The organism is Janthinobacterium sp. GMG2 (genome assembly GCF_033949445.1).
GTDB classification, from domain to species: domain Bacteria; phylum Pseudomonadota; class Gammaproteobacteria; order Burkholderiales; family Burkholderiaceae_D; genus Janthinobacterium; species Janthinobacterium aestuarii.
On the sequence record NZ_JAXAWA010000001.1, the window covers coordinates 294506 to 314344 of the forward strand.

At 65.6% G+C, this 19839-nt stretch carries 16 protein-coding genes; 9 read left to right on the forward strand and 7 right to left on the reverse strand.

Annotation, left to right across the window (positions count from 1 at the left end; genetic code table 11):
* The first annotated feature begins 95 nt into the window (after nucleotides 1-95).
* Genes SKZ59_RS01330 through SKZ59_RS01340 form a run of 3 tightly spaced genes read left to right on the forward strand, consistent with a single transcriptional unit; the run spans nucleotide 96 to nucleotide 5329 of the window.
* Nucleotides 96-713 carry a YfiR family protein gene (locus SKZ59_RS01330; RefSeq protein ID WP_319990593.1) on the forward strand — a complete coding sequence of 206 codons (618 nt, stop codon included), beginning with the start codon at nucleotides 96-98 and terminating at the stop codon, nucleotides 711-713.
* Nucleotides 714-2744, forward strand: a complete 2031-nt coding sequence (locus SKZ59_RS01335; protein WP_319990594.1) for an ATP-binding protein — start codon at nucleotides 714-716, stop codon at nucleotides 2742-2744.
* Entirely contained in the window at nucleotides 2741-5329 is a 2589-nt protein-coding gene (locus tag SKZ59_RS01340) for an EAL domain-containing protein (RefSeq protein WP_319990595.1), read from the forward strand. Before SKZ59_RS01335 ends, SKZ59_RS01340 begins: the two co-directional genes overlap by 4 nt.
* 1 nt (nucleotide 5330) lies before the next feature.
* Here the strand turns inward: SKZ59_RS01340 and thiL are convergent, their stop codons facing one another.
* Complete coding sequence (thiL, locus tag SKZ59_RS01345) at nucleotides 5331-6311, reverse strand: thiamine-phosphate kinase (protein ID WP_319990596.1); 981 nt, start codon at nucleotides 6309-6311, stop codon at nucleotides 5331-5333.
* An 89-nt stretch (nucleotides 6312-6400) separates the two neighbouring features.
* Between thiL and SKZ59_RS01350 the strand changes: the two genes are divergently transcribed.
* Nucleotides 6401-7006 (forward strand): hypothetical protein, encoded by a 606-nt coding sequence (locus tag SKZ59_RS01350; RefSeq protein WP_319990597.1) that lies wholly within the window; start codon nucleotides 6401-6403, stop codon nucleotides 7004-7006.
* Here SKZ59_RS01350 and SKZ59_RS01355 read toward each other — a convergent pair.
* Nucleotides 7003-7524, reverse strand: a complete 522-nt coding sequence (locus SKZ59_RS01355) for a MarR family transcriptional regulator (protein WP_319990598.1) — start codon at nucleotides 7522-7524, stop codon at nucleotides 7003-7005. The two genes, SKZ59_RS01350 and SKZ59_RS01355, sit on opposite strands and share 4 nt — an antisense overlap.
* Before the next feature lie 120 nt (nucleotides 7525-7644).
* On the opposite strand from SKZ59_RS01355, the gene SKZ59_RS01360 reads away from it, so the two are divergent.
* From SKZ59_RS01360 to SKZ59_RS01375, 4 genes are all read left to right on the forward strand, one after another.
* Nucleotides 7645-8838: an MFS transporter gene (locus tag SKZ59_RS01360; protein ID WP_070301082.1), complete on the forward strand. Its 1194-nt coding sequence runs from the start codon at nucleotides 7645-7647 to the stop codon at nucleotides 8836-8838.
* A 40-nt stretch (nucleotides 8839-8878) separates the two neighbouring features.
* Complete coding sequence (locus tag SKZ59_RS01365; RefSeq protein WP_070301083.1) at nucleotides 8879-9472, forward strand: SMI1/KNR4 family protein; 594 nt, start codon at nucleotides 8879-8881, stop codon at nucleotides 9470-9472.
* Nucleotides 9465-9818 (forward strand): hypothetical protein, encoded by a 354-nt coding sequence (locus SKZ59_RS01370; RefSeq protein ID WP_319990599.1) that lies wholly within the window; start codon nucleotides 9465-9467, stop codon nucleotides 9816-9818. The genes SKZ59_RS01365 and SKZ59_RS01370 overlap by 8 nt, the downstream gene beginning before the upstream one ends.
* 198 nt (nucleotides 9819-10016) lie before the next feature.
* On the forward strand, nucleotides 10017-12335 hold the full coding sequence (locus tag SKZ59_RS01375) for an NADP-dependent malic enzyme (RefSeq protein ID WP_070301084.1): 2319 nt from the start codon (nucleotides 10017-10019) through the stop codon (nucleotides 12333-12335).
* A gap of 243 nt (nucleotides 12336-12578) precedes the next feature.
* Here the strand turns inward: SKZ59_RS01375 and SKZ59_RS01380 are convergent, their stop codons facing one another.
* Together SKZ59_RS01380 and SKZ59_RS01385 are read right to left on the reverse strand one after the other, a co-directional pair.
* Nucleotides 12579-13598, reverse strand: a complete 1020-nt coding sequence (locus SKZ59_RS01380) for a two-component system response regulator (RefSeq protein ID WP_319990602.1) — start codon at nucleotides 13596-13598, stop codon at nucleotides 12579-12581.
* Nucleotides 13595-16942 carry an MHYT domain-containing protein gene (locus SKZ59_RS01385; RefSeq protein WP_319991079.1) on the reverse strand — a complete coding sequence of 1116 codons (3348 nt, stop codon included), beginning with the start codon at nucleotides 16940-16942 and terminating at the stop codon, nucleotides 13595-13597. Before SKZ59_RS01385 ends, SKZ59_RS01380 begins: the two co-directional genes overlap by 4 nt.
* A 295-nt stretch (nucleotides 16943-17237) precedes the next feature.
* On the opposite strand from SKZ59_RS01385, the gene SKZ59_RS01390 reads away from it, so the two are divergent.
* Entirely contained in the window at nucleotides 17238-18041 is an 804-nt protein-coding gene (locus SKZ59_RS01390) for a class I SAM-dependent methyltransferase (protein WP_319990603.1), read from the forward strand.
* Here SKZ59_RS01390 and SKZ59_RS01395 read toward each other — a convergent pair.
* From SKZ59_RS01395 to SKZ59_RS01405, 3 genes are all read right to left on the reverse strand, one after another.
* Nucleotides 18038-18538, reverse strand: coding sequence for a hypothetical protein (locus tag SKZ59_RS01395; RefSeq protein WP_034746219.1), 501 nt, complete (start codon nucleotides 18536-18538; stop codon nucleotides 18038-18040). The two genes, SKZ59_RS01390 and SKZ59_RS01395, sit on opposite strands and share 4 nt — an antisense overlap.
* 64 nt (nucleotides 18539-18602) lie before the next feature.
* Nucleotides 18603-19325 (reverse strand): M56 family metallopeptidase, encoded by a 723-nt coding sequence (locus tag SKZ59_RS01400; RefSeq protein WP_319990604.1) that lies wholly within the window; start codon nucleotides 19323-19325, stop codon nucleotides 18603-18605.
* 23 nt (nucleotides 19326-19348) lie between these two features.
* Complete coding sequence (locus SKZ59_RS01405; RefSeq protein WP_070301089.1) at nucleotides 19349-19765, reverse strand: GNAT family N-acetyltransferase; 417 nt, start codon at nucleotides 19763-19765, stop codon at nucleotides 19349-19351.
* Nucleotides 19766-19839: the final 74 nt, after the last annotated feature.

The following is a 19839-nucleotide window of genomic DNA, read 5'->3' on the forward strand; positions in this document are numbered from 1 at the left end:
GGCGCTCTGTCGCTGCGCCACCCGGGTGCGCATCGCTCGAACAGGCAAGCGGCATGGTGCCGCGCCTTCGTATGCATTATCTTTACTCGGTTGTCATGGTAATTCTGAACTGGACCTGGTGGCGTCATCCTGGCCCCTTGCGCCGCCCCGCGAGCGGTGCCGCTTGCCGTTCCCTGCGCTGGGGCTGGCTATTGCTGCTTTTGGGCGTGCTGTGCGCCGATGCGCGATCGCAGGTGCCGGGGGAGCTGGAACGCCAGGTCAAGGCCGGGTATCTGTACAAGTTCGCCGGCTATGTCGAATGGCCCGACGGCAGCTTTGCCCGGCCCGACTCGCCGCTGGTGATCGGCGTGGCGGGCGCCGATGCGCTGGCCGAGCAGCTCGAACAGAGCGTGGCCGGGCATAGCGTCAACGGCCGTGCCGTGCAGGTGAAGAAAGTACGCCGCGGCGAAGCGCTGGCCGGGCTGCACGTGCTGTACCTGGGCGCGCTGGAGAAAACGGCGCTGCAGGAAATGCTGGCCGCCAGCCGTGGCCTGGCGTTGCTGACGGTGTCCGATTCGGATGAGGTCTACGCGATGGGCAGCATGATCAATTTTGTGATGGCCGAAGACAAGGTCCGCTTCGACGTGGCCTTGAAACCCGTGGCGCAGGCGCATATCCGCATCAGCGCGCGCATGCTGCTGGCCGCCTACCGCGTGCAGACTGGGGGCGCCTAGATGATCAGACTGCGTTCCATCCGCCACAAGCTGATGTCGGTGGTCTTGCTGACCACCCTGGTGGCGCTCGTCATTTCGCTGGGCACCATCGTCGTCTACGACTTGCGTGCCTACCACCGCAACCTGGTGGCCGACATCAGTACCCAGGCCGAGCTGCTCGGGCACATGAGCTCGGCCGCGCTGGCCTTCGACGATGAACGCCTGGCGCTGGAAAACCTCAATTTGATGCGCATCCGCCCGCGCGTGACGGCCGGCGCCCTGTACAAGGCCGACGGCAGCCTGTTTGCCAGCTACCGCGCGCATCAGCACGTGGGCGAACTGCCGGCGAAGGCGGGCCAGGAAGGCGTCAGCATCGCGGGCAAATCCGTCGAATTGTTCAAACCCATCGTCGACAATGGCGAACTGCTGGGCACCGTGTATCTGCGCGCCGATTACGAGCTGGCCGGCCGCACGGCCGATTACCTGGCCATCGCGCTGGGCGTGACGGTGCTGGCGCTGCTGGTGGCCTTGCTGCTGCTGCGCCGCCTCGATTTCGTCATCACGCAACCGATCCTCGACATCGCCGACGTGGCGCGCGAAGTGATCGAGACGGGCGATTATTCGCGCCGCGCGCGCAAGCTCAGCGTCGACGAAGTGGCGCAGCTGGTCGATTCCTTCAACAAGATGCTGGCCGAGATCGAGCTGCGCACGCAGGCGCTGGAGCGCTCGAACGGCGAGCTGGCGCGCGAAGGCGAGCAGCGCACCGAGGCGCAGCAGGAAGTCATGCGCCTGAACCAGGAACTGGAAGTGCGCGTGCACGAGCGCACGATGCAACTGGAAATGACGAATGGCGAACTGGCCATGGCGATGGAAGAGGCGCGCAGCGCCAACTACGCCAAGTCGGCGTTTTTGTCGTCGATGAGCCATGAATTGCGCACGCCGCTCAACGCCATCCTGGGCTTCGCGCAAATCCTCAGTTCCGACCGCCTGCCGTCGACCCTGGAGCAAAAGAAGGAGTTCGCCGGCCATATCCTGAAATCGGGGCGCCACCTGCTGACACTGATCAATGAAATCCTCGACCTGGCCAAGGTGGAATCGGGCACGGTCAGCCTGTCGCTGGAACCGGTGGGTCTGGACGCCATCTTGCAGGAATGCCGCGACATGATCGCGCCGCTGGCCAGCCAGCGCGGCATCGGCATGACCTTCCCCGACGCCTGCCCCCTGAACGTGCTGGCCGACCGCACGCGCCTCAAGCAAATCCTGTTGAACCTGTTGTCGAATGCGCTCAAGTACAACCGCGAGCAGGGGCAGGTGGCCATCGATTGCGCGCCGCAGGCGGGCGGCCGGGTGCGCATCAGCGTGCGCGATACGGGCGTGGGCCTCGACGGCGAGCAGGTGGCGCTGCTGTTCCAGCCGTTCAACCGGCTGGGGCAGGAGGGCGGCACGGAGGAGGGCAGCGGCATCGGCCTGGTGGTCACCAAGCGCCTGGTGGAACTGATGGATGGCAGCATCGGCGTGACCAGCGCACCCGGCGAGGGCAGCACCTTCTGGATCGAGCTGCGCGTGGTCGACGCCTTGCCCATGCCTGCGGCACCCGCCTTGCCGCGGCCGGACCTGGCCGGGGCGCTGCTCGATCACAGTGCCCCCGTGACCTTGCTGTACGTGGAAGACAATCCCGCCAACCTGACCCTGGTCGAGGAAATCGTGCGCTACTGCCCGCAATTGCATCTGCTGACGGCCACCGATGGCCGCCTGGGCGTGGAAATGGCGCGCACGCACCTGCCGCAGCTGATCCTGATGGACATCAATCTGCCGAACGTGAATGGCACGGACGCGCTGAAACTGCTGCGCGCCGATCCGCGCACGGCGCACATCCCCGTCATCGCCCTGACGGCCAACGCCATGCCGGGCGACGTCGAGCGCAGCATGGCGCTGGGGTTCTACCGCTATCTGACCAAGCCGATCAACCTCGATGAATTTACCGAGGCGATCAACAGCACCCTGGCCTATGTGGCGCAGCAGCGCCGGCAGAAGGGAACAGGCGCGCCATGATCAGCCAGGCCGATATCTACGCGGCGAAAATTCTCCTCGTCGACGACCAGGAAGTCAATCTGCGCCTGCTCGAGCATTTGCTGCAAAGCGGCGGCTACACGGCCATCACCAGCACCCTCGACGCGCGCGCCGTGGCCGGCCTGCACCAGCGCCACCAGTTCGACCTGATCATCCTCGACCTGGTGATGCCCGGCATGAGCGGCTACGAGGTGATGGATGCCCTGCGTCCGCTGGAGCTGGAAGGCTACCTGCCCGTGCTGGTGATCGCCGCCGACCCGGACGCCAAGCTGGCGGCGCTGGAAGCGGGCGCGCGCGACTTCATCAGCAAGCCCTTCGATGCGCTCGAGGTGCTCACGCGCATCCGCAACATGCTCGAAGTGCGGCTGCTGCACCGCGCCGCGCGCCACTACAACACCCTGCTCGAACGCACGGTGGGCCAGCGCACGGCCGAACTGCAGCGCTTTCGCGGCGCCATGGATGCCACCACGGACGCCATCTTCCTCGTTGACGTGCTGGGCATGACGCTGGTCGACGTCAACGACGGCGCTTGCCGTTTGCTTGGCTATGCGCGCACCGAACTGCTGGCGCTGGCGCCTGGCACCTTGCTGCCATCGCCGCCGGCCCCGCCGCTGGCCGCGCTGCCGGGTGGCCCTGCCCATCTGGCGACGGAAGTGACGGAGTGCGAACTGGTGCGGCGCGACCTGAGCCTGACCCCCGTGGAACTGGGCTGGCACTGGTATGCGCAAGCGCCCGTGACGGGCGGCTATTCTGGCACCCCTGGCGCGGGCGGCCTGCTGCTGATCGCCGTGGCGCGCGACATCAGCGAGCGGCGCCAGGCGCAGGAGCGCCTCAAGCACCTGGCCCATTACGATGGCTTGACGGGACTGCCGAACCGCAGCCTGTTCTACCAGACCCTGGCCCAGGCCGTGGAACTGGCGCAAGAGAAAAGCTGGCGCATCGTGGTGCTGTTCATCGCGCTCGACCGTTTTAAAAGCATCAACGACACCCTGGGCGCGGCGCTGGGCGACGAACTGCTGCGCCAGTTCAGCAACCGCCTCGTCGAATGCGTGCGCCTGCGCGACACGGTGGGGCGATTGGGCAACGACGAATTCGCGCTGATATTGACGATGAGCCGCAACCAGCAGGAAGCCGTCGCCGTGGCCAACCAGGTGCGCGAAGCCTTGAGGGCGCCATTCGACTTGCGCGGCCATGCGGCCACCCTGACGGCCAGCATCGGCATCGCCATGTATCCGGACGACGCCACCGACCCGGAAACCCTGATCAAATACGCGAATACGGCCATGGGCGGCGCCAAGCAGGCGGGCCGCGACGGCTACCGTTTCTTCACGGCCGGCATGAACGTGCAGGTGCTGGCGCGCCTGGACCTGGAACTGGCGCTGCGCCATGCGCTCGAACATGACCAGTTCATCCTGTACTACCAGCCCAAGGTGGATTTGCGCACGGGCCGCATCAGCGGCGTGGAAGCGCTGCTGCGCTGGCGCCGTCCCGGCTACGGCCTGGTGGCGCCCGCCGAATTCGTACCCGTGCTGGAAGACACGGGGTTGATCGTGCGCGTGGGCGCCTGGGTGATCCAGGCCGCCTGCCGCCAGATCGCCGAATGGCGCGACAGCGAAGTGGGACCCGTGCACGTGGCCGTGAATGTGTCGAGCCGCCAGTTTGCCGAAGGCGACCTGGAAGGCGAAGTGACGCGCGCGCTGGCGCATCACAACGTGGCGCCGGAATTGCTGGAACTGGAATTGACGGAAACGGCGCTGATGTCGAACGCCGAGCGCACCATCGTTGTGCTGGGAAAATTGAAAAAAATCGGCGTGAAGGTGGCCATCGACGATTTCGGCACCGGTTATTCGAGCCTCGCGTATCTGCAGCGCTTCCCCATCGACAAGCTGAAGATCGACATCGCCTTCGTGCGCAACATCACCAGCAACCCGAACGACGCGGCCATCGCGCTGGCCATCGTCAGCATGGCGCACAGCCTGAAGCTGAGTGTCGTGGCCGAGGGCGTGGAATCGCGTCCGCAGCTCGAATACCTGCGGCGCAACCGCTGCGACGAGATCCAGGGCTTTTATTTCAGCCGCGCCCTGCCGGCGCTGGAACTGGGGCAGATGATCGTCGCCGGCGCCGGTCTGCCGCCCGGCCACGACCCGGCCGCCCAGCCCGCGCAGACGCTGCTCATCGTCGACGACGACGTCAACGTGCTGTCGTCGCTGCACCGCCTGTTCCGTCCCGAGGGTTACCAGATCCTGACGGCCAGCACGCCGGCCGAAGGGTTTGAAATGCTGGCCCTGCACAGGGTGCACGTGATCGTCTGCGACCAGCGCATGCCGAGCATGAGCGGCACGGAATTCCTCAGCAAGGTGAAGGAGCTGTACCCGGAAACCATCCGCATCATCCTGTCCGGCTACACGGGCCTCGAAGCCGTGCTCGACTCGATCAACCGGGGCGCCATCTACCGTTTCTATACGAAACCGTGGGATGACACCCAGTTGCGCGACAACATCCGCCTGGCCTTCCAGCACTACTGGATGGTGAACCAGCCGGGGCTGGCGCGGGTGGCGGTGCGCTAGCTCAATCGGTGAAGTGATCGAAGGAAGACAGCTGCAGATCGAGCGGCTGCCCTGCCGCATCCACCAGCCGCAAGCCCGCTTTGGCCTCGATGCTGCCCACGCGCGTGGCTGGTGTGGCGCAGCTGGCCGCCAGGGCGGCGATGGCGTCGCGCGAGGCAGCGGGCGCCGTGAAGCACAATTCATAATCGTCGCCGCCGGCGGCCGTGTAGCGGCGGCGCAAGCCTGTTTCCTGCTGCGCCAGCACGGGGCCGGCAGGCAGGGCGTCGACATCGAGGGTGGCGCCCACCTGCGACGCTTTCAAGATGTGGCCCAGATCTCCCACCAGGCCGTCCGAGATGTCGATGGCCGCATGCGCGAGACCCGCTTCGGCCAGCGCGCGGCCGAGCGCCACGCGCGGCGTCGGCGTGTGCATGCGCGCGCCTGCCATGGCCAGGTCGGCTGGCGACAATGCCTGTTCCTTGCGGTAGCCGGCCAAGGCCAGGCGCGCGTCGCCCAGGGTGCCGCTGACCCAGATGTCGTCGCCCGCCACGGCCGCGCTGCGGCGCAGGGCCTGGCCCGGCGCCAGTTCGCCGAACACGGTGATGCAGATATTCAAAGGGCCCTTGGTGGTGTCGCCGCCGATCAATTCGCAGCCGAAGGCGTCGGCCAGCGCAAACAGGCCGTCGGCAAAGCCGGCCAGCCAGGCGCGCTCCGCTTGCGGCAGGGCCAGGGCCAGGGTAAATGCCACGGGGCGCGCGCCCATGGCGGCCAGGTCGGACAAATTCACAGCCAGGCTCTTGTGGCCGAGCATGCGGGCGTCGGCGCCGGCAAAGAAGTGCCGGTCCTCGACCAGCATGTCCGACGAGATGGCGATCTGCTTGCCCGCGCCGGGCGTGATCAGCGCGCAATCGTCGCCGATGCCCAGTGTGGCGCGGCCGGGGCGCTGGCGCACGAAATATTGTTTGATCAGGTCGAATTCGGAAAGCGCGTCGTGTGGGGCCATGGCGTGGTCAGTTCGTTGAGTGATGGTGTGGCCCGGCTATTATAGGCTGGCATACAATAGGCGCCTTTGCCACTGACGAACAGCTTGCCATGCCCCTCCCCGATATTCACGTCTTACTGCAATCCTGGCTCGACCACGGCTGGCTGCGCGACCCGCAAGCCGTCGGCTTGCGCACCTTCGAGGCGCAGGAGCTGGCGGCGTGCGGTTTCGACGCCATCAGCGACGGCGGCCAGCTGTGCCTGTACGAAGATGCGCGCCTGTTCCGCCGCGCCGGCCGGCCCGTGCCGGCGTCGTTCAAGGTGTATCTGCAGCGCGGCCAGCTGGGCGCGAATGGCCTGGAACTCGGTTATCAGGTGCACTTGGCCGGTTTTCTGCGCGCGGCGCGGCAGCCCTTGCCGGCGTGTCGCGTGCTGCTGGAACAAGATGGCCGCAGCGGCGCCCTGCTGTTCGAGAGCGGCCTGGTGCTGCAGTTTTGCGCCAACTTGCGTGGCAAGCCCCGCCATTACTACCTGACCCTGGTCGAGGGCCATGTGGCCGATGCCCAGCTGCCGGACCGCGACAGCGATATCGACTTGCGCGCGGCCAGCGCGCGCCATGTCCAGGCCATCTACGACAGCCGCGACCCTGCCGAACTGCGGCGCCTGGCCCGGCGCGGCAATGCGGCGCTGCGCGAACTGGCGAGTCTGCTCACCTAAGCTTTCTTCTCCTGCGCCATGCCGTGCAGCAGCTTGGCCAGCAACTGGTCGAGCTGGCGCTGTTCGTCCGCATCGAGCGCCGACAGCATGGCGCGCTCGTTCTCCACGTGCAGCAGCACGAGTTTTTCTATCAATTCCAATCCCCTTTGTGTCAGGGCCACCAGCACGCCGCGCCGGTCCGTCGGGTGCTTCTGTCGCTCGATCCAGCCGGCCGCTTCCAGCCGGTCGATGCGGTTGGTCATGCCGCCCGAGGACAGCATGGCCGCTTCGTACAGGGCCGTCGGCGTCAGGCTGTAGGGCGCGCCCGAGCGGCGCAAGGTCGCCAGCACGTCGAATTCGCCCGGCTGCAAGCCGTGCTCCGCGAACAGCGGATTGAGCCAGTCGCGCGCCATCAGCTGCGCCACCGTGCCCAACTGGCCCACCAGCTGCATGGCGCGCGTGTCCATCTGCGGCAGCTCGCGCTGCCATTGTGCGGCGGCAAATTGCGCGCGCGTGTGTTCTTGCGGGGTAGTTGTCATGGGCATCCATTTATCTTGACCTCAAGATAGATTTCTATCTTTATGTTAAGATACTTTTCATCGAGTCATATTTGATGACGCATTAAACCATGTGCCTCCCAGCGAGGCAAGGACTATCCCATGCCTTCCGCCCGACCTGCCGCATCCCTTTCTGCTTCAGCTTCTTCGGCCCTGCTGGTGGCCGCCATCATCCTGCTGGGCTTGAACTTGCGGCCCATCCTGGCCGCCATCGGCCCCTTGCTCGACAGTATTCAGGCCGGCACGGGCCTCAGCAATGCCGATGCGGGCTTGCTGACCACCGTGCCCGTGTTCGCCATGGGCCTGTGCGCGCTGGCGGGCGCGCAGCTGCAGCGCCGGCTGGGCGTGGCGCGCGGCATCTCGCTGGGCATCGCCATCATCGCTGCCGCCTGCGCGCTGCGCTGGCCCTTGCATGGCAGCGGCGGCCTGATCGCCACGGCGGCCCTGGGCGGCCTGGGCATCGCGCTGGTGCAAGCCTTGCTGCCCGCCTTCATCAAGCGCCATTTCCCCGAGCGGGCAGGCCAGTTGATGGGCTTTTATACGACGGGCATCATGGGCGGCGCCGCCATTGCCGCGGCGTCCGCTTCACCGTTGGCGCAATCGCTGGGCTGGCAGGTGCTGCTAGCCCTGTGGGCGCTGCCGGCCGTTGCCGCCGCGCTGCTGTGGCGCCGGGCAGCCGCTTCGCGCGTGGAGGTATCCAGCGGCGCGGGCGCCAGCCTGCCCGTGGGCAGTGGCCGCGCCTGGCTGCTGATGGTGTTCTTTGGCATCGGCACGGGCGCGTACACCCTGGTGCTGGCCTGGCTGCCGCCGTTTTATACGGAGCTGGGCTGGAGCGCGGCCGACAGCGGCTTGCTGCTCGGTGGCCTGACCCTCGTGGAGGTGCTGGCGGGACTGGTGATTTCCAGCGTCATCCACCGTTTCCCCGACCGCCGCATCCTGTTGCTGGCCGTCCTGCTGGCCGTGCTGGGCGGCCTGGCCTGCCTGATTGTGGCGCCCGCGCAACTGGCGTTGCCCGCCGTGATATTGCTGGGCTGCGGCATCGGCGCTTTGTTCCCCTTGTCGCTGATCGTCAGCATGGACCACGTGGTTGAGCCGGCCGGCGCCGGCGCACTGCTCGGTTTCGTGCAGGGCGGCGGCTACATCATCGCCAGCAGCATGCCGTTCATCGCCGGCCTGATACGCCAGCACTCGTCCAGCCTGGCCCAGGCGTGGATGGTGATGGCGGCCGGCGTCGTGGTGCTGCTGCTGATCGCCGTGCGCTTCGCGCCCGGGGCGCGGCTGGCCAATGCACGCTAAGGTGCGCGTGCCGTGTGCCGGCAGCTGATATATTTCGCCCATGCACATCGTCGACCACTATTTGGCAGGATTGCGCCAGGCCTTGCCACCAGAGCCGCTGGCGGAGCTGGCACTGGCCAGCGGCGCCAGCGCGGCACAACTGGCCAGCTTGCGCCACGCGTATCCACTGTGCCCGGACAGCCTTCTGCGCTTGCTGGGCCAGTACAACGGCACCTATTATCAGGAGTACGCGGGCGGCATGGTGCTGGTGTACATGCTGGGCTCGGACGTGTTCGAGTATCCGTATTACCTGAGTTCCGTCGAGCAGATCCTGCAGGACGGGCAGGCGAACCAGCGCAGCATCGCCGATATCTACGGCCATTACCTGGAGGAAGATCCCGGCATCGTCGACGCCCGCATCGACGCCGGTATCCAGCAAGGCCAGCGCCTGTGTTTTTCGCATTGCATGAACAATGGCGGCTCCTCTCGGCTGTATATCGATTTCACGCCCACGGTGTCGGGCAAGGTCGGGCAGGTCGTGCGCTTCCTGCATGACCCCGACAATTACCAGGTCATCGCCGACAGCTTCGACGCTTATCTGCAAATGCTGATCGATGGCGACTATGCCTTCCTGATCGAGGACTATTTTGAATAGTCGCGCCACGCCGCCATCCCTGCTGCCCGCCAACCGCCGCATCGTGCTGTCCGGCGAGGATGCGCTGCGCATCCTGCGCGAGATCGAATTTTTGTTAATGTCGCTCAATAACATCGGCCGCCATTATTATCCCGACGGCGATGATGACGGCGCCGATGCCCAGCGCCGCGCGCAGTATTGCGCGGAGACAACGCGCTTCATCGACGCGCAGCAGGCGACGACGCGCCTGGCGCTGATGCGCCGCATCCTGTCCGCCCCATTCGACACCACTCTCGGGGACGACGAGATGGACGATATCGAGCGCGCCGTCGCCGCGCTGCCGCTGTGGCGCGCTCCCGGTAAGTGATCATAAAAACTAATTGAAATATAAAATTTGATAGTTTTTCCTGTTGAGGACGTTTGTGCCGCCGGACGGCCTTACAATGCTAGGTTATGCGTTTTCGTGATATCAGACTGTGGCTAGCGGAAAATACCTAGCTAATTGAAAGAATCGGTCTGATAAAATCCGGAACACCCGATCGACCAAACAGGAAGGCAGCACAGCATGGATTCGTCATCTGATAAAAAAGAAGAATTGCGTCAACAATTGCGCTTGGCCGCACTCGAGTATCACGAGTGCCCGCGCCCCGGCAAAATCAGCGTGACGCCGACCAAACAACTGACCAATCAGCGCGACCTGGCACTGGCCTACTCGCCAGGCGTGGCGGCACCGTGCGAAGAAATCGTCATCGATCCGGCCAACGCCTATAAATATACGGCGCGCGGCAACCTGGTGGCCGTCATCACCAACGGCACGGCCGTGCTGGGACTGGGCAATATCGGTCCGCTGGCCGCCAAGCCGGTGATGGAAGGCAAGGGCGTGCTGTTCAAGAAATTCGCCGGCATCGATGTCTTCGACATCGAAATCAACGAATCGGACCCGGACAAACTGGTCGACATCATCGCTTCGCTGGAACCGACCTTCGGCGGCGTGAACCTGGAAGACATCAAGGCGCCCGAGTGCTTCTACATCGAGCGCCAGCTGCGCGACCGCATGAAGATTCCCGTCTTCCATGACGACCAGCACGGCACCGCCATCATCGTCGGCGCGGCCATCCTGAACGGCCTGAAAGCCGTCGGCAAGAAAATCGAGGACTGCAAACTGGTCGTGTCGGGCGCGGGCGCCGCGGCGCTGGCCTGCCTGGACCTGATCGTCGACCTGGGCTTCCCGCTGAAAAACATCTACGTCACCGACCTGGCCGGCGTCGTCTACAAGGGCCGCACGGAACTGATGGACCCGGACAAGGAACGCTTCGCGCAAGACACGCCGCTGCGCACCCTGGCCGAGATCATCCCGGACGCCGACATTTTCCTCGGCGTCTCCGCCGGCGGCGTGCTGAAGCAAGACATGGTGCGCAAGATGGCGCCGAATCCGTTGATCCTGGCGCTGGCCAACCCGAATCCGGAAATCCTGCCGGAAGAAGTCAAGGCCGTGCGCAGCGACGCCATCATCGCCACGGGCCGTTCGGACTACCCGAACCAGGTCAACAACGTGCTGTGCTTCCCGTACATCTTCCGCGGCGCCCTCGATTGCGGCGCGACGACGATCACGCGCGAAATGGAAATCGCCGTCGTGCACGCGATCGCCGACCTGGCGCATGCGGAGCAGTCCGACATCGTGGCCACCACGTATGGCATCAGCAACCTGTCGTTCGGTCCTGAATACCTGATCCCGATGCCGTTCGATCCGCGTCTGCTGATCAAGATCGCGCCGGCCGTTGCCAAGGCGGCCGAGGATTCCGGCGTCGCCACGCGTCCGATCAAGGACTTGCAAGCGTACGCGGACAGCCTGCAGCAATTCGTCTACCGCAGCGGCACCTTCATGAAGCCGCTGTTCCTGATGGCCAAATCCACGCCGGCCGAACTCAAACGCATCGTCTACGCCGAAGGCGAAGAAGAGCGCGTGCTGCGCGCCGTGCAAGTGGTGGTCGATGAAAAACTGGCGCGTCCTATCCTGGTCGGCCGTCCACCGGTGCTCGAAGCGCGCATCCAGAAGTTCGGCCTGCGCCTCAAGCAAGGCGTCGACTTCGACGTCATCAACCCGGACTTCGACGAGCGCTATCGCGATTACTGGAACACGTATTACGCGATGACGAGCCGCAAGGGCGTCACCGAGGAATACGCGAAGCTGGAAATGCGCCGCCGCCACACCCTGATCGGTTCGATGATGATCCACAAGGGCGACGCCGACGGCATGATCTGCGGCACCTTCGGCACCACCCAGCTGCACCTGAAATACATCGACCAGGTGCTGGGCAAGCGCGCCGGCAGCAATGTCTACGCCGCCATGAACGTGCTGATCATGCCGGAGCGCCAGCTGGTGATGGTCGACACGCACGTCAATGAAAACCCGGACGCCGAGCAGCTGGCCGAGATCACCATCATGGCCGCCGAAGAGATGACCCGTTTCGGCCTGTCGCCGCGCGCGGCCCTGCTGTCGCACTCGAACTTCGGTTCCAGCGACAGCGCCTCGGCGCAAAAGATGCGCGCCGCCCTGGCCATCGTCAAGGAACGCGCGCCGGACCTGGAAATCGACGGCGAAATGCACGGCGATACGGCCCTCGACAGCAAGCTGCGTCAAAAACTGATGCCCAATTCGGCACTGAAGAACGACGCCAACCTGCTCGTCATGCCGAACATCGAGTCGGCCAACATCGCCTACAACCTGGTGAAAACGGCCGCCGGCAACGGCATCGCCGTGGGCCCGATCCTGCTCGGCTGCGCCAAGCCCGTGCACATTCTGACGCCATCGGCCACCGTGCGCCGCATCGTCAACATGACGGCGCTGTGTGTTGTTGACGCCGTCGCCCAGCGCAAAGTCTAAGGCTGTCGCTGTCAGTTAAAAGCCGCGCCATCCGCAAGGGTGGCGCGGCTTTTTACGTCAGTGCGCCATCGGCAAGGCTATCGCCAGGAAAGTGCAAGTTATTTGATGTGCATCAAAATGCTTGGCCCGCTGCCGGCCATAATGGCATCGAGCTCCTTGCCCTTCCAGTGGTCTGCATCGGTGCCGGCGTCATCTGTCCGGCACTGTTTTGTGTGACGCAACAACGCTGGCCGTGGCGGGAGTTCACTTTTCAGGCGGCCGCGTGGCTTCCTCTTTCTCTGCCCAGCGCAGCCGGATGGCGTCGATGGCGGGCAGTTCCTTGACAAACAGATCGACCAGCCGCGCATCGAAATGGCTGCCTTGTTGCGCTTGTAAATAGCCCACGGCGTCCGTCACCGACCACGCGCGCTTGTACGGGCGCACCGAGGTCAGTGCGTCGAAGACGTCGGCCACGGCGATGATGCGTCCCGCCAGCGGGATCGCCTCGCCCGCCAAGCCGTTCGGGTAGCCGCTGCCATCCCATTTTTCATGGTGCGACAGGGCGATCTCGCGGGCCAGCGCCAGCATGCCGCCTGCGGCATGTTCGCCGATGATGTCGGCGCCGATGCGCGCGTGCGTCTGCATGATGGCCCATTCGTCCGCGTCGAGCTTGCCCGGCTTTTGCAGGATGCGGTCGGGGATGCCGATCTTGCCCACGTCGTGCATGGGCGCCGCGTGCAGCAGGTCGTCCGCGGCGGCCTCGTCCATGCCGGCGGCCACGCCCAGCAGGCGCGCGTAATGGCTCATGCGGATCACGTGCAAGCCCGTTTCATTGTCCTTGTACTCGGCCGCCAGGCCCAGGCGCTGGACGATCTGCAGCCGCGTTTCCTTCAATTCGTCGATGCGCACCAGCGACAGATGCGTGCGCACACGGGCCCGCACGATGGCAGGGCTGAGCGGCTTGGTGATGTAATCGACGGCGCCCGCTTCAAAACCGCTCAGTTCATCGCGCATGTCGTTCAGGGCCGTGACGAAAATGACGGGGATGGCGGCCGTCAGCGGCGCTGCTTTCAGCTGGCGGCAGGTGTCGTGGCCGCTCATGCCCGGCATCATCACGTCGAGCAGGATCAGGGCCGGGCGTTCCTGCTGCGCCAGTTCCAGGGCCCGCGCGCCATCCTTGGCGAACAGCAGCGCGTAGTCGTTCTGCAAGATCTGGCGCAGCAATTGCAAATTGGCCGCTTCATCGTCGACGACGAGAATCACGGGCCTGGCTTGTGCATTCATGGGGACTCCGGGGCGAAGGTGGGCAGCAGGCCGTGCAGGAGCGACTGTGCCAGGGGAAAATCAAAGTCGTCGATGGCGTGCAGCAGCGGCGCCAGCGCATCCGCTTGCGCGCCCATGGCGTGCTGCAATTGGGCTTGCGCCGCGTCATCGAGTTCGCCGCGCTGCAAGGCCTGCAGCAGGGCGCTGGCCGCTTGCCGGGCGGCGGGCGCGTCGATGGCGCTCGTCGTCGTTGCCGCCGGCAATGCAGGCGGTGCCAGCCGGGCGATGGCGGCCAGGGCCGCTGGCCATTGCGTCAGCAGCTTGCCCAGCGTCTCATCGAGCTGCGGCGCCGTGGCGAGGGCGGGACTGGCGCACGCTTGTTCCAGTGCCGCCAGGCTGGCGGCCAGCTGTTCCAGGCCGAGGTTGGCCGCCGCGCCGCGCAGCCGGTGACTTTGCGGCAGGAGCGCCGCGTGGTCGCGTGCTTCGATGGCGGCCTGCAGGGCAGGCGGCACGCGCGGATGCTCGTGTCCAAAGCGGGCCAGCGCCGCGCGGTAGGCGCTGTCGTTGCCGGCCCAGCGCTGCAGGGCGCCCGCATGGTGCAGCACTCTTCCTCCAGCGGGCGCGGGGCTGTCATCGGCCGGCTCCGCCGCCAGGCCCAGCACGCGGGCGATTTCCCGCGACAGCGCCTGCCACTCGACGGGCTTGGTGGCGAAACCGTCCATGCCGGCCGCCCGCGCCGCCTTGCGGTGCGCATCGAGCACGCTGGCCGTCATGGCGATCACGGGCACGCGCGGGCGGCCATCGCGCAGGGCGGCGGCGCGGATGGCTTGCGTGGCGGCCAGGCCATCCATGCGCGGCATTTGCAAGTCCAGCAGCAGAATGTCGAAGTCGTCCTGCTGCGTCAGCTGCAAGGCTTCCACGCCATCGCCTGCCGTGATCACCGTGTGGCCGCGCTTGCCCAGCAGCAGGCTCAGCAGTTCCAGGTTTTGCGGCACGTCGTCGGCGGCCAGCACGCGCAGGGGCGGCAGGCGCACGCTGCGGCGTTCGCTGGCGGGCAGCGCCGCCTGGCGTGCCGGCAGCAAGGGCAGCATGACGTGGAATACGCTGCCGTGCGGCACGCTGGCGTCGGCCCAGATGCGCCCCTGCATCAGGGTCACCAACTGCCTGCTGATGGTGGTGCCCAGGCCCGTGCCGCCAAAGCGCCGCGTGGTCGAAGCGTCCGCCTGCACGAAGGGATCAAAAATGGCGTCGCGCCGTTCCGCTGCGATACCGATGCCGCTGTCCCGCACCAGCAGGTGCAGCTGGCCGTCGTCGCGGCGCGCCGTCAGGCTGACAGCGCCGCTGGGCGTGAACTTGATGGCGTTGTCGAGCAGGTTGCCCAGCACTTGCCGCATGCGCAATTCGTCGCCATGCAGCACGGCCGGCAGTTGCGGATCGTACTGCACCTCCATGCGCAAACCCTTGTTGCGCGCATGGATGCCATACGTCGACGCCAGTTCATCGACCAGCGCCAGCAGGCTGTAGTCGCGCATTTCCAGCGCCACGGCGCCCTTGTCCAGCTTGGCCGTATCGAGCACTTCGTTGAGCAGGCGCAACAGCGAGCGGCCGGACTGGCGCACGGTGTTGAGGTGGCGCCGCTGCTCCGGCGCCAGCGGCGAGTCGAGCAGCACATCGGTGAAGCCGAGGATGGAGTTCATCGGCGTGCGGATTTCATGGCTCATGTTGGCGACAAAGCTGGCCCGCGTGGCGGCCGCCAGCTCCGCTTTTTCCTTGGCCTTGCGCAAGTCTTCCTCCATCTGCCGCCGTTCGCTGATATCGAGGATGACGCCGTCGACCCAGCGTACGGCGCCTGCCGCATCGTGCACGACGGTGCCACGCTCCCACAGCCAGCGCGCCGTGCCGTCGGCATGCAGCAGCCGGTATTCCAGCAGGTAGGGCTCGCCGCTGGCCACGCTGCGGTTGAAGACGTCGACGACGTAGGCGCGCTCTTCGCTGGCGATCAGGCCCGTGATGCTGCGGCGCGGTGCGGCGCCGAGAAAGTCGGCGGGCGGATAGCCGGTGACGGCTTCCACGCCATCGCTGATGAACAGCATGGGCTGGTTTTCCGCCGTGGTGCAGCGAAAGGCGATGCCCGGAATATTGCCGATCAGCGAGCGCAGCTGTTGCTCGCTTTCGCGCAGGGCGGCCAGCATGGCGCGCCGTTCGCTGATGTCCGTAATGAACAGCACATATAAATCCTGGTCGGCCAGACGCGCACTGGCCACCGAACGCTGCACGGCGACCGGCACGCCATCCTTGCGCAGGTAGACGATTTCCTCGCTGGACTGGAAAGCGTCAGCCTCGCCCGTGCGCAGGTAATGCAGCAGGCCGTGCTGTTCCGACTGGCGCACGTCGCTGACCAGCACACTGACATGGCGACCGACAATTTCCGCCGACCGCCAGCCGAGGATGCGCTCGGCGGCGCCGTTGAAGTCGATGATGCTGCCGTGCCGGTCGATGGTGATGACGCCGTCGACCGTGCTTGTCAGCAGCGAACGGGTCCAGTGTTCGCTCTGGTTCAGGTGACGAAACAGTTCGCGGTAGCGCAAGATGCCTACGGCCGAGGCGACCAGGATCGTCAGGGCAATGGTCAGCAGGGTCACGCTGATCACCAGCATGGGCCGGTTGGCATCGGCATCATTGCCCGGGGGGATCGTACCCACGAAGCGCGCCGCCTGCATGCCCATGTAATGCATCCCGGTAATCGCGCAACCCATGACGCAGGCGCTTATCAGCGTGCGCTGCGACGAGGGCACGCGGCTGCTCCAGCCGCGCAAGCCGAAACGTATCCACAGGGCCAGGGTGGCCAGCGCCACGGCAACGACGAGCGACAGCGCGAACAGCAGCGGATCGTAGCGCAGCGACAGGCCCACACGCATGGCCTGCATGCCCGTGTAATGCATGGCGCCGATGCCCAGGCCCACCAGCAAGCCGCTGCGCAGCAGCAGCGGCGCCGTGACGGCGCGCCGGCTGATGGTGGCCAGGGCCACGAACGAGGCCGCCACGCTGGGCACGATGGACAGCAAGGTCAGGCCCGGATCGTAGGCAATGCTGGTGCCCAGCTCGAAGGCCAGCATGCCGATGAAATGCATGGCCCACACGCCGCAGCCCAGCGCCAGGCTGCCGGCCAGCAGGCACAGCAAGTGCAAGCGGCGGCTGATGCTCGCCTGCGCGCGGCTGTACGCCGTCATCTGGAAAGCCATCCACGACGTGAAAATGGCGATCACGAGCGACAGCAGCACGAGGCCAGGCGCATGTTGGCCGTGGTGCAGCTGGGCCGGGTCGGCGGGAAGGTGGAACAGATGCTGGACGCTGGCAGGTATCATCGTAGGCAAACAGGTGACGCGTTTGGCGCTGGCGTGGGCGCCTGCCGCCACTGCGGGTGATCGATGCGAATTACCTTACCAGATTTCAGGAAACAAATATCTTAATTGTAATTATTTTCCCTGTCGTGCAAGCTATTCCCGAGCGGGATAGGTGGGTCGCGGACTTGTCGTGCCCGTGGAATGGCGATGCCGGCGAGGAAGTTGCCATCAAGAATTGTGTGGTTTTTTTACAAGGTGCGACGCCTTGCCTGGTGTCATGCTACATTCGCGTCCTGTTTTTTCTGAAAGGATGACGATGCCTTCAAGTGACAACTTCTTGCGGCATAATCAGCAAGCCTGGGATGCCCAGGCTGTACAGAACAGCCCATGGTCGCAGCCTGTCGACAGCGCCACCATCGCCGCGGCGCGCGCCGGGCAGTGGCAAATCCATTTGACGCCCGGCTCCTTGCCGGCCGGCTGGCTTGGCGATGTGCAAGGCAAGCGTATCCTGTGCCTGGCCGGTGCCGGCGGGCAGCAGGCGCCCGTGTTGGCCGCGGCCGGCGCACACGTGACCGTCTTCGATTTATCTGAGCAGCAACTGGCGAAAGACCGCATGGTGGGTGAACGCGACGGCTTGCACCTGGCCACCGTACAGGGAGACATGCGCGACCTGCGCCGCTTTGCCGACGCCAGTTTCGACCTCATCGTGCACCCCGTGTCGAACCAGTACGTGCCCGACATTGCTCCCGTGTGGCGCGAATGCGCGCGCGTGCTGGCGGACGGCGGCGTGCTGCTGAGCAGTTTCTTCAATCCGGCCGTGTTCATCGGCGACCGCGATCCGCAATGGGCAAAGCAGGGATTGATACGTCCCCGTTTTGTGCTGCCGTATTCGGATGTGGAGGATATGCCAGCCGATGCGCTGGCGGCGCGCATGGACAGGGGCGAGGCGCTGATCTTCGGCCACGGCCTGGACAGCCAGATCGGCGGCCAGCTGGCGGCGGGGTTCGTGCTGGCAGGCTACCACGAGGAAATGCATCCCCACCCGCGCTTTGAAATTGAAAAATACCTGCCCAGCTTTATCGCCACGCGCGCCGTCAGGTTGGCGCGCGCGATAGCTTAGTTGTAGGGCTGCAGATCGAGCCATACGGCGTACGACAGGCGCTTGCCATTCCACAGGCCGCCGCCGCGGATGACGGCGTCGCACGAGGTCAGCTGGCCCACCAGGTCCATGCGACCGAGGTTGCGGCGCAGGCGCAGGGCGTCGTTGTGCGACAGGTAGCCGACCAGCAGGCCATCGATGAAGACGGCGATGGCCTTGTCCTGGAACGGGTTGGCATCGTCACAGACGAGCAGGGCCAGGCATTTTTCTTCCGCATTGCCGGGACCGTGCTCGCCGGCCAGCTTGGCGATGGCGGGCTGGTACATCGACTCGTTTTCCACTTCCGACGCAAAGCGTCCCTCATCGCTCCAGTGGTGCGCGGGTGCGCCGGGAGGAATCGCCGGCACGTACTGGCGCACCGAAACGAGCGGCTTGTGCAGCGGTTTGACGGGCGTGCGGCCGCTGAAGACGTAGTACAGCAGGGCGATGACGATCACGATGGCAAGCAGGTAAAGCATGGTATCTCTCTGATTTCGAAGGGGGAAGCCGGGATCGCGGGCGCGCCGCGCGGCGTTGCCGCTACTATAGCAAGTTCGCCGCTTGGTCCCGGGTAAATCTGGTCATGATTTGCCGCCGGCGCCGCAGTGCCAGCGGGTCGTTCAGCACGATGGGCGAGGCGCCCGTCAGGCCCGAATAGTACTGGCCATGCTGGCGCAGGACGATGGCATAGTCGCGCAGCGCGTGGCCGTGCGCCAGCATGCGCGCGTCGCAATCGACCTCGATGGCAAAGCGCAGCCGGTGCAGTTGCCACCACAGGGGCAGGTTCCAGGGCATGAGCACGATCAAGGCGTACGCCACGGCCAGCAGCAGCGGATCGCGCGCGGCCAGCCGGCATTGCTCGTGCGCCAGCAGCAGCGCCTGTTGCGGCGGCAGAATCAATCGCAGCCAGACGGGCATCACGATGCGGGGCCGCAGCAGTCCCGCCACGCAGGGACCGATGCCGCCGCTCAGGAAGACGGGCGTGCCCAGCAAGGTGCTCTTTTGCCAGCGGCGCTGGTGCGACAGCAGCCAGACGCTGCGCAGCAGCAATATCAACAGCATGCCCATCGACAAGACAAACCAGCCCAGCTTCAGCTGCGCCTGTTCCGCCGGCATGGCCGCCAGCACGCCTGGCAGCCATGCCAGGGGCAAGAGGACGGACGCGGCGATGGCCGCCAGCCACAGCCAGCGCGTCGTGCAGCCGTGCCGCTGCAGCAGGCGCTCTGCGCCCCAGGCGGCAGCGCTCAACAGCAGCGCCAGCGCCATGCTGCAAACCAGCCAGACCGGCACTAGCGTGTCAACGCCATGCCGACGGAGGCGGGCGCCGTGTGCTTGAAACCGAATTGCGCATACAAGTCTTGCGCCTGGCCATCGGCGATCAGGCTGACGTACGCGCTTTCCGGTACCTCCGTCTCGATGAATTGCATGATCTCGCCCATGATGCGCTTGCCCAGGCCCTTGCCCTGGTGGGCCGGCAGCACGGCGATATCGGTGACCTGGAAGAAGCAGCCGCCATCGCCGATGACGCGGCCGATACCCACCACCTCGTCGCCATGCAGGATTTGTACGGCAAACAGGGAGTTCGGCAAGCCCTTGGCCGCCGCCGCCGTGCTTTTCGCGCTCATGCCGGCGGCGACGCGCAGGTGCTGGTAGGTGGCGCTGGAGGGGATGGCCAGGCGGGTGGTGTAGGACGATGCTGCGGTCAAGGCGGTCTCCTGTGCAATATGGATGGAATGGCCATTATAGGCGGCACGCTTTATTCGCCGCGCGCTATGTTGTC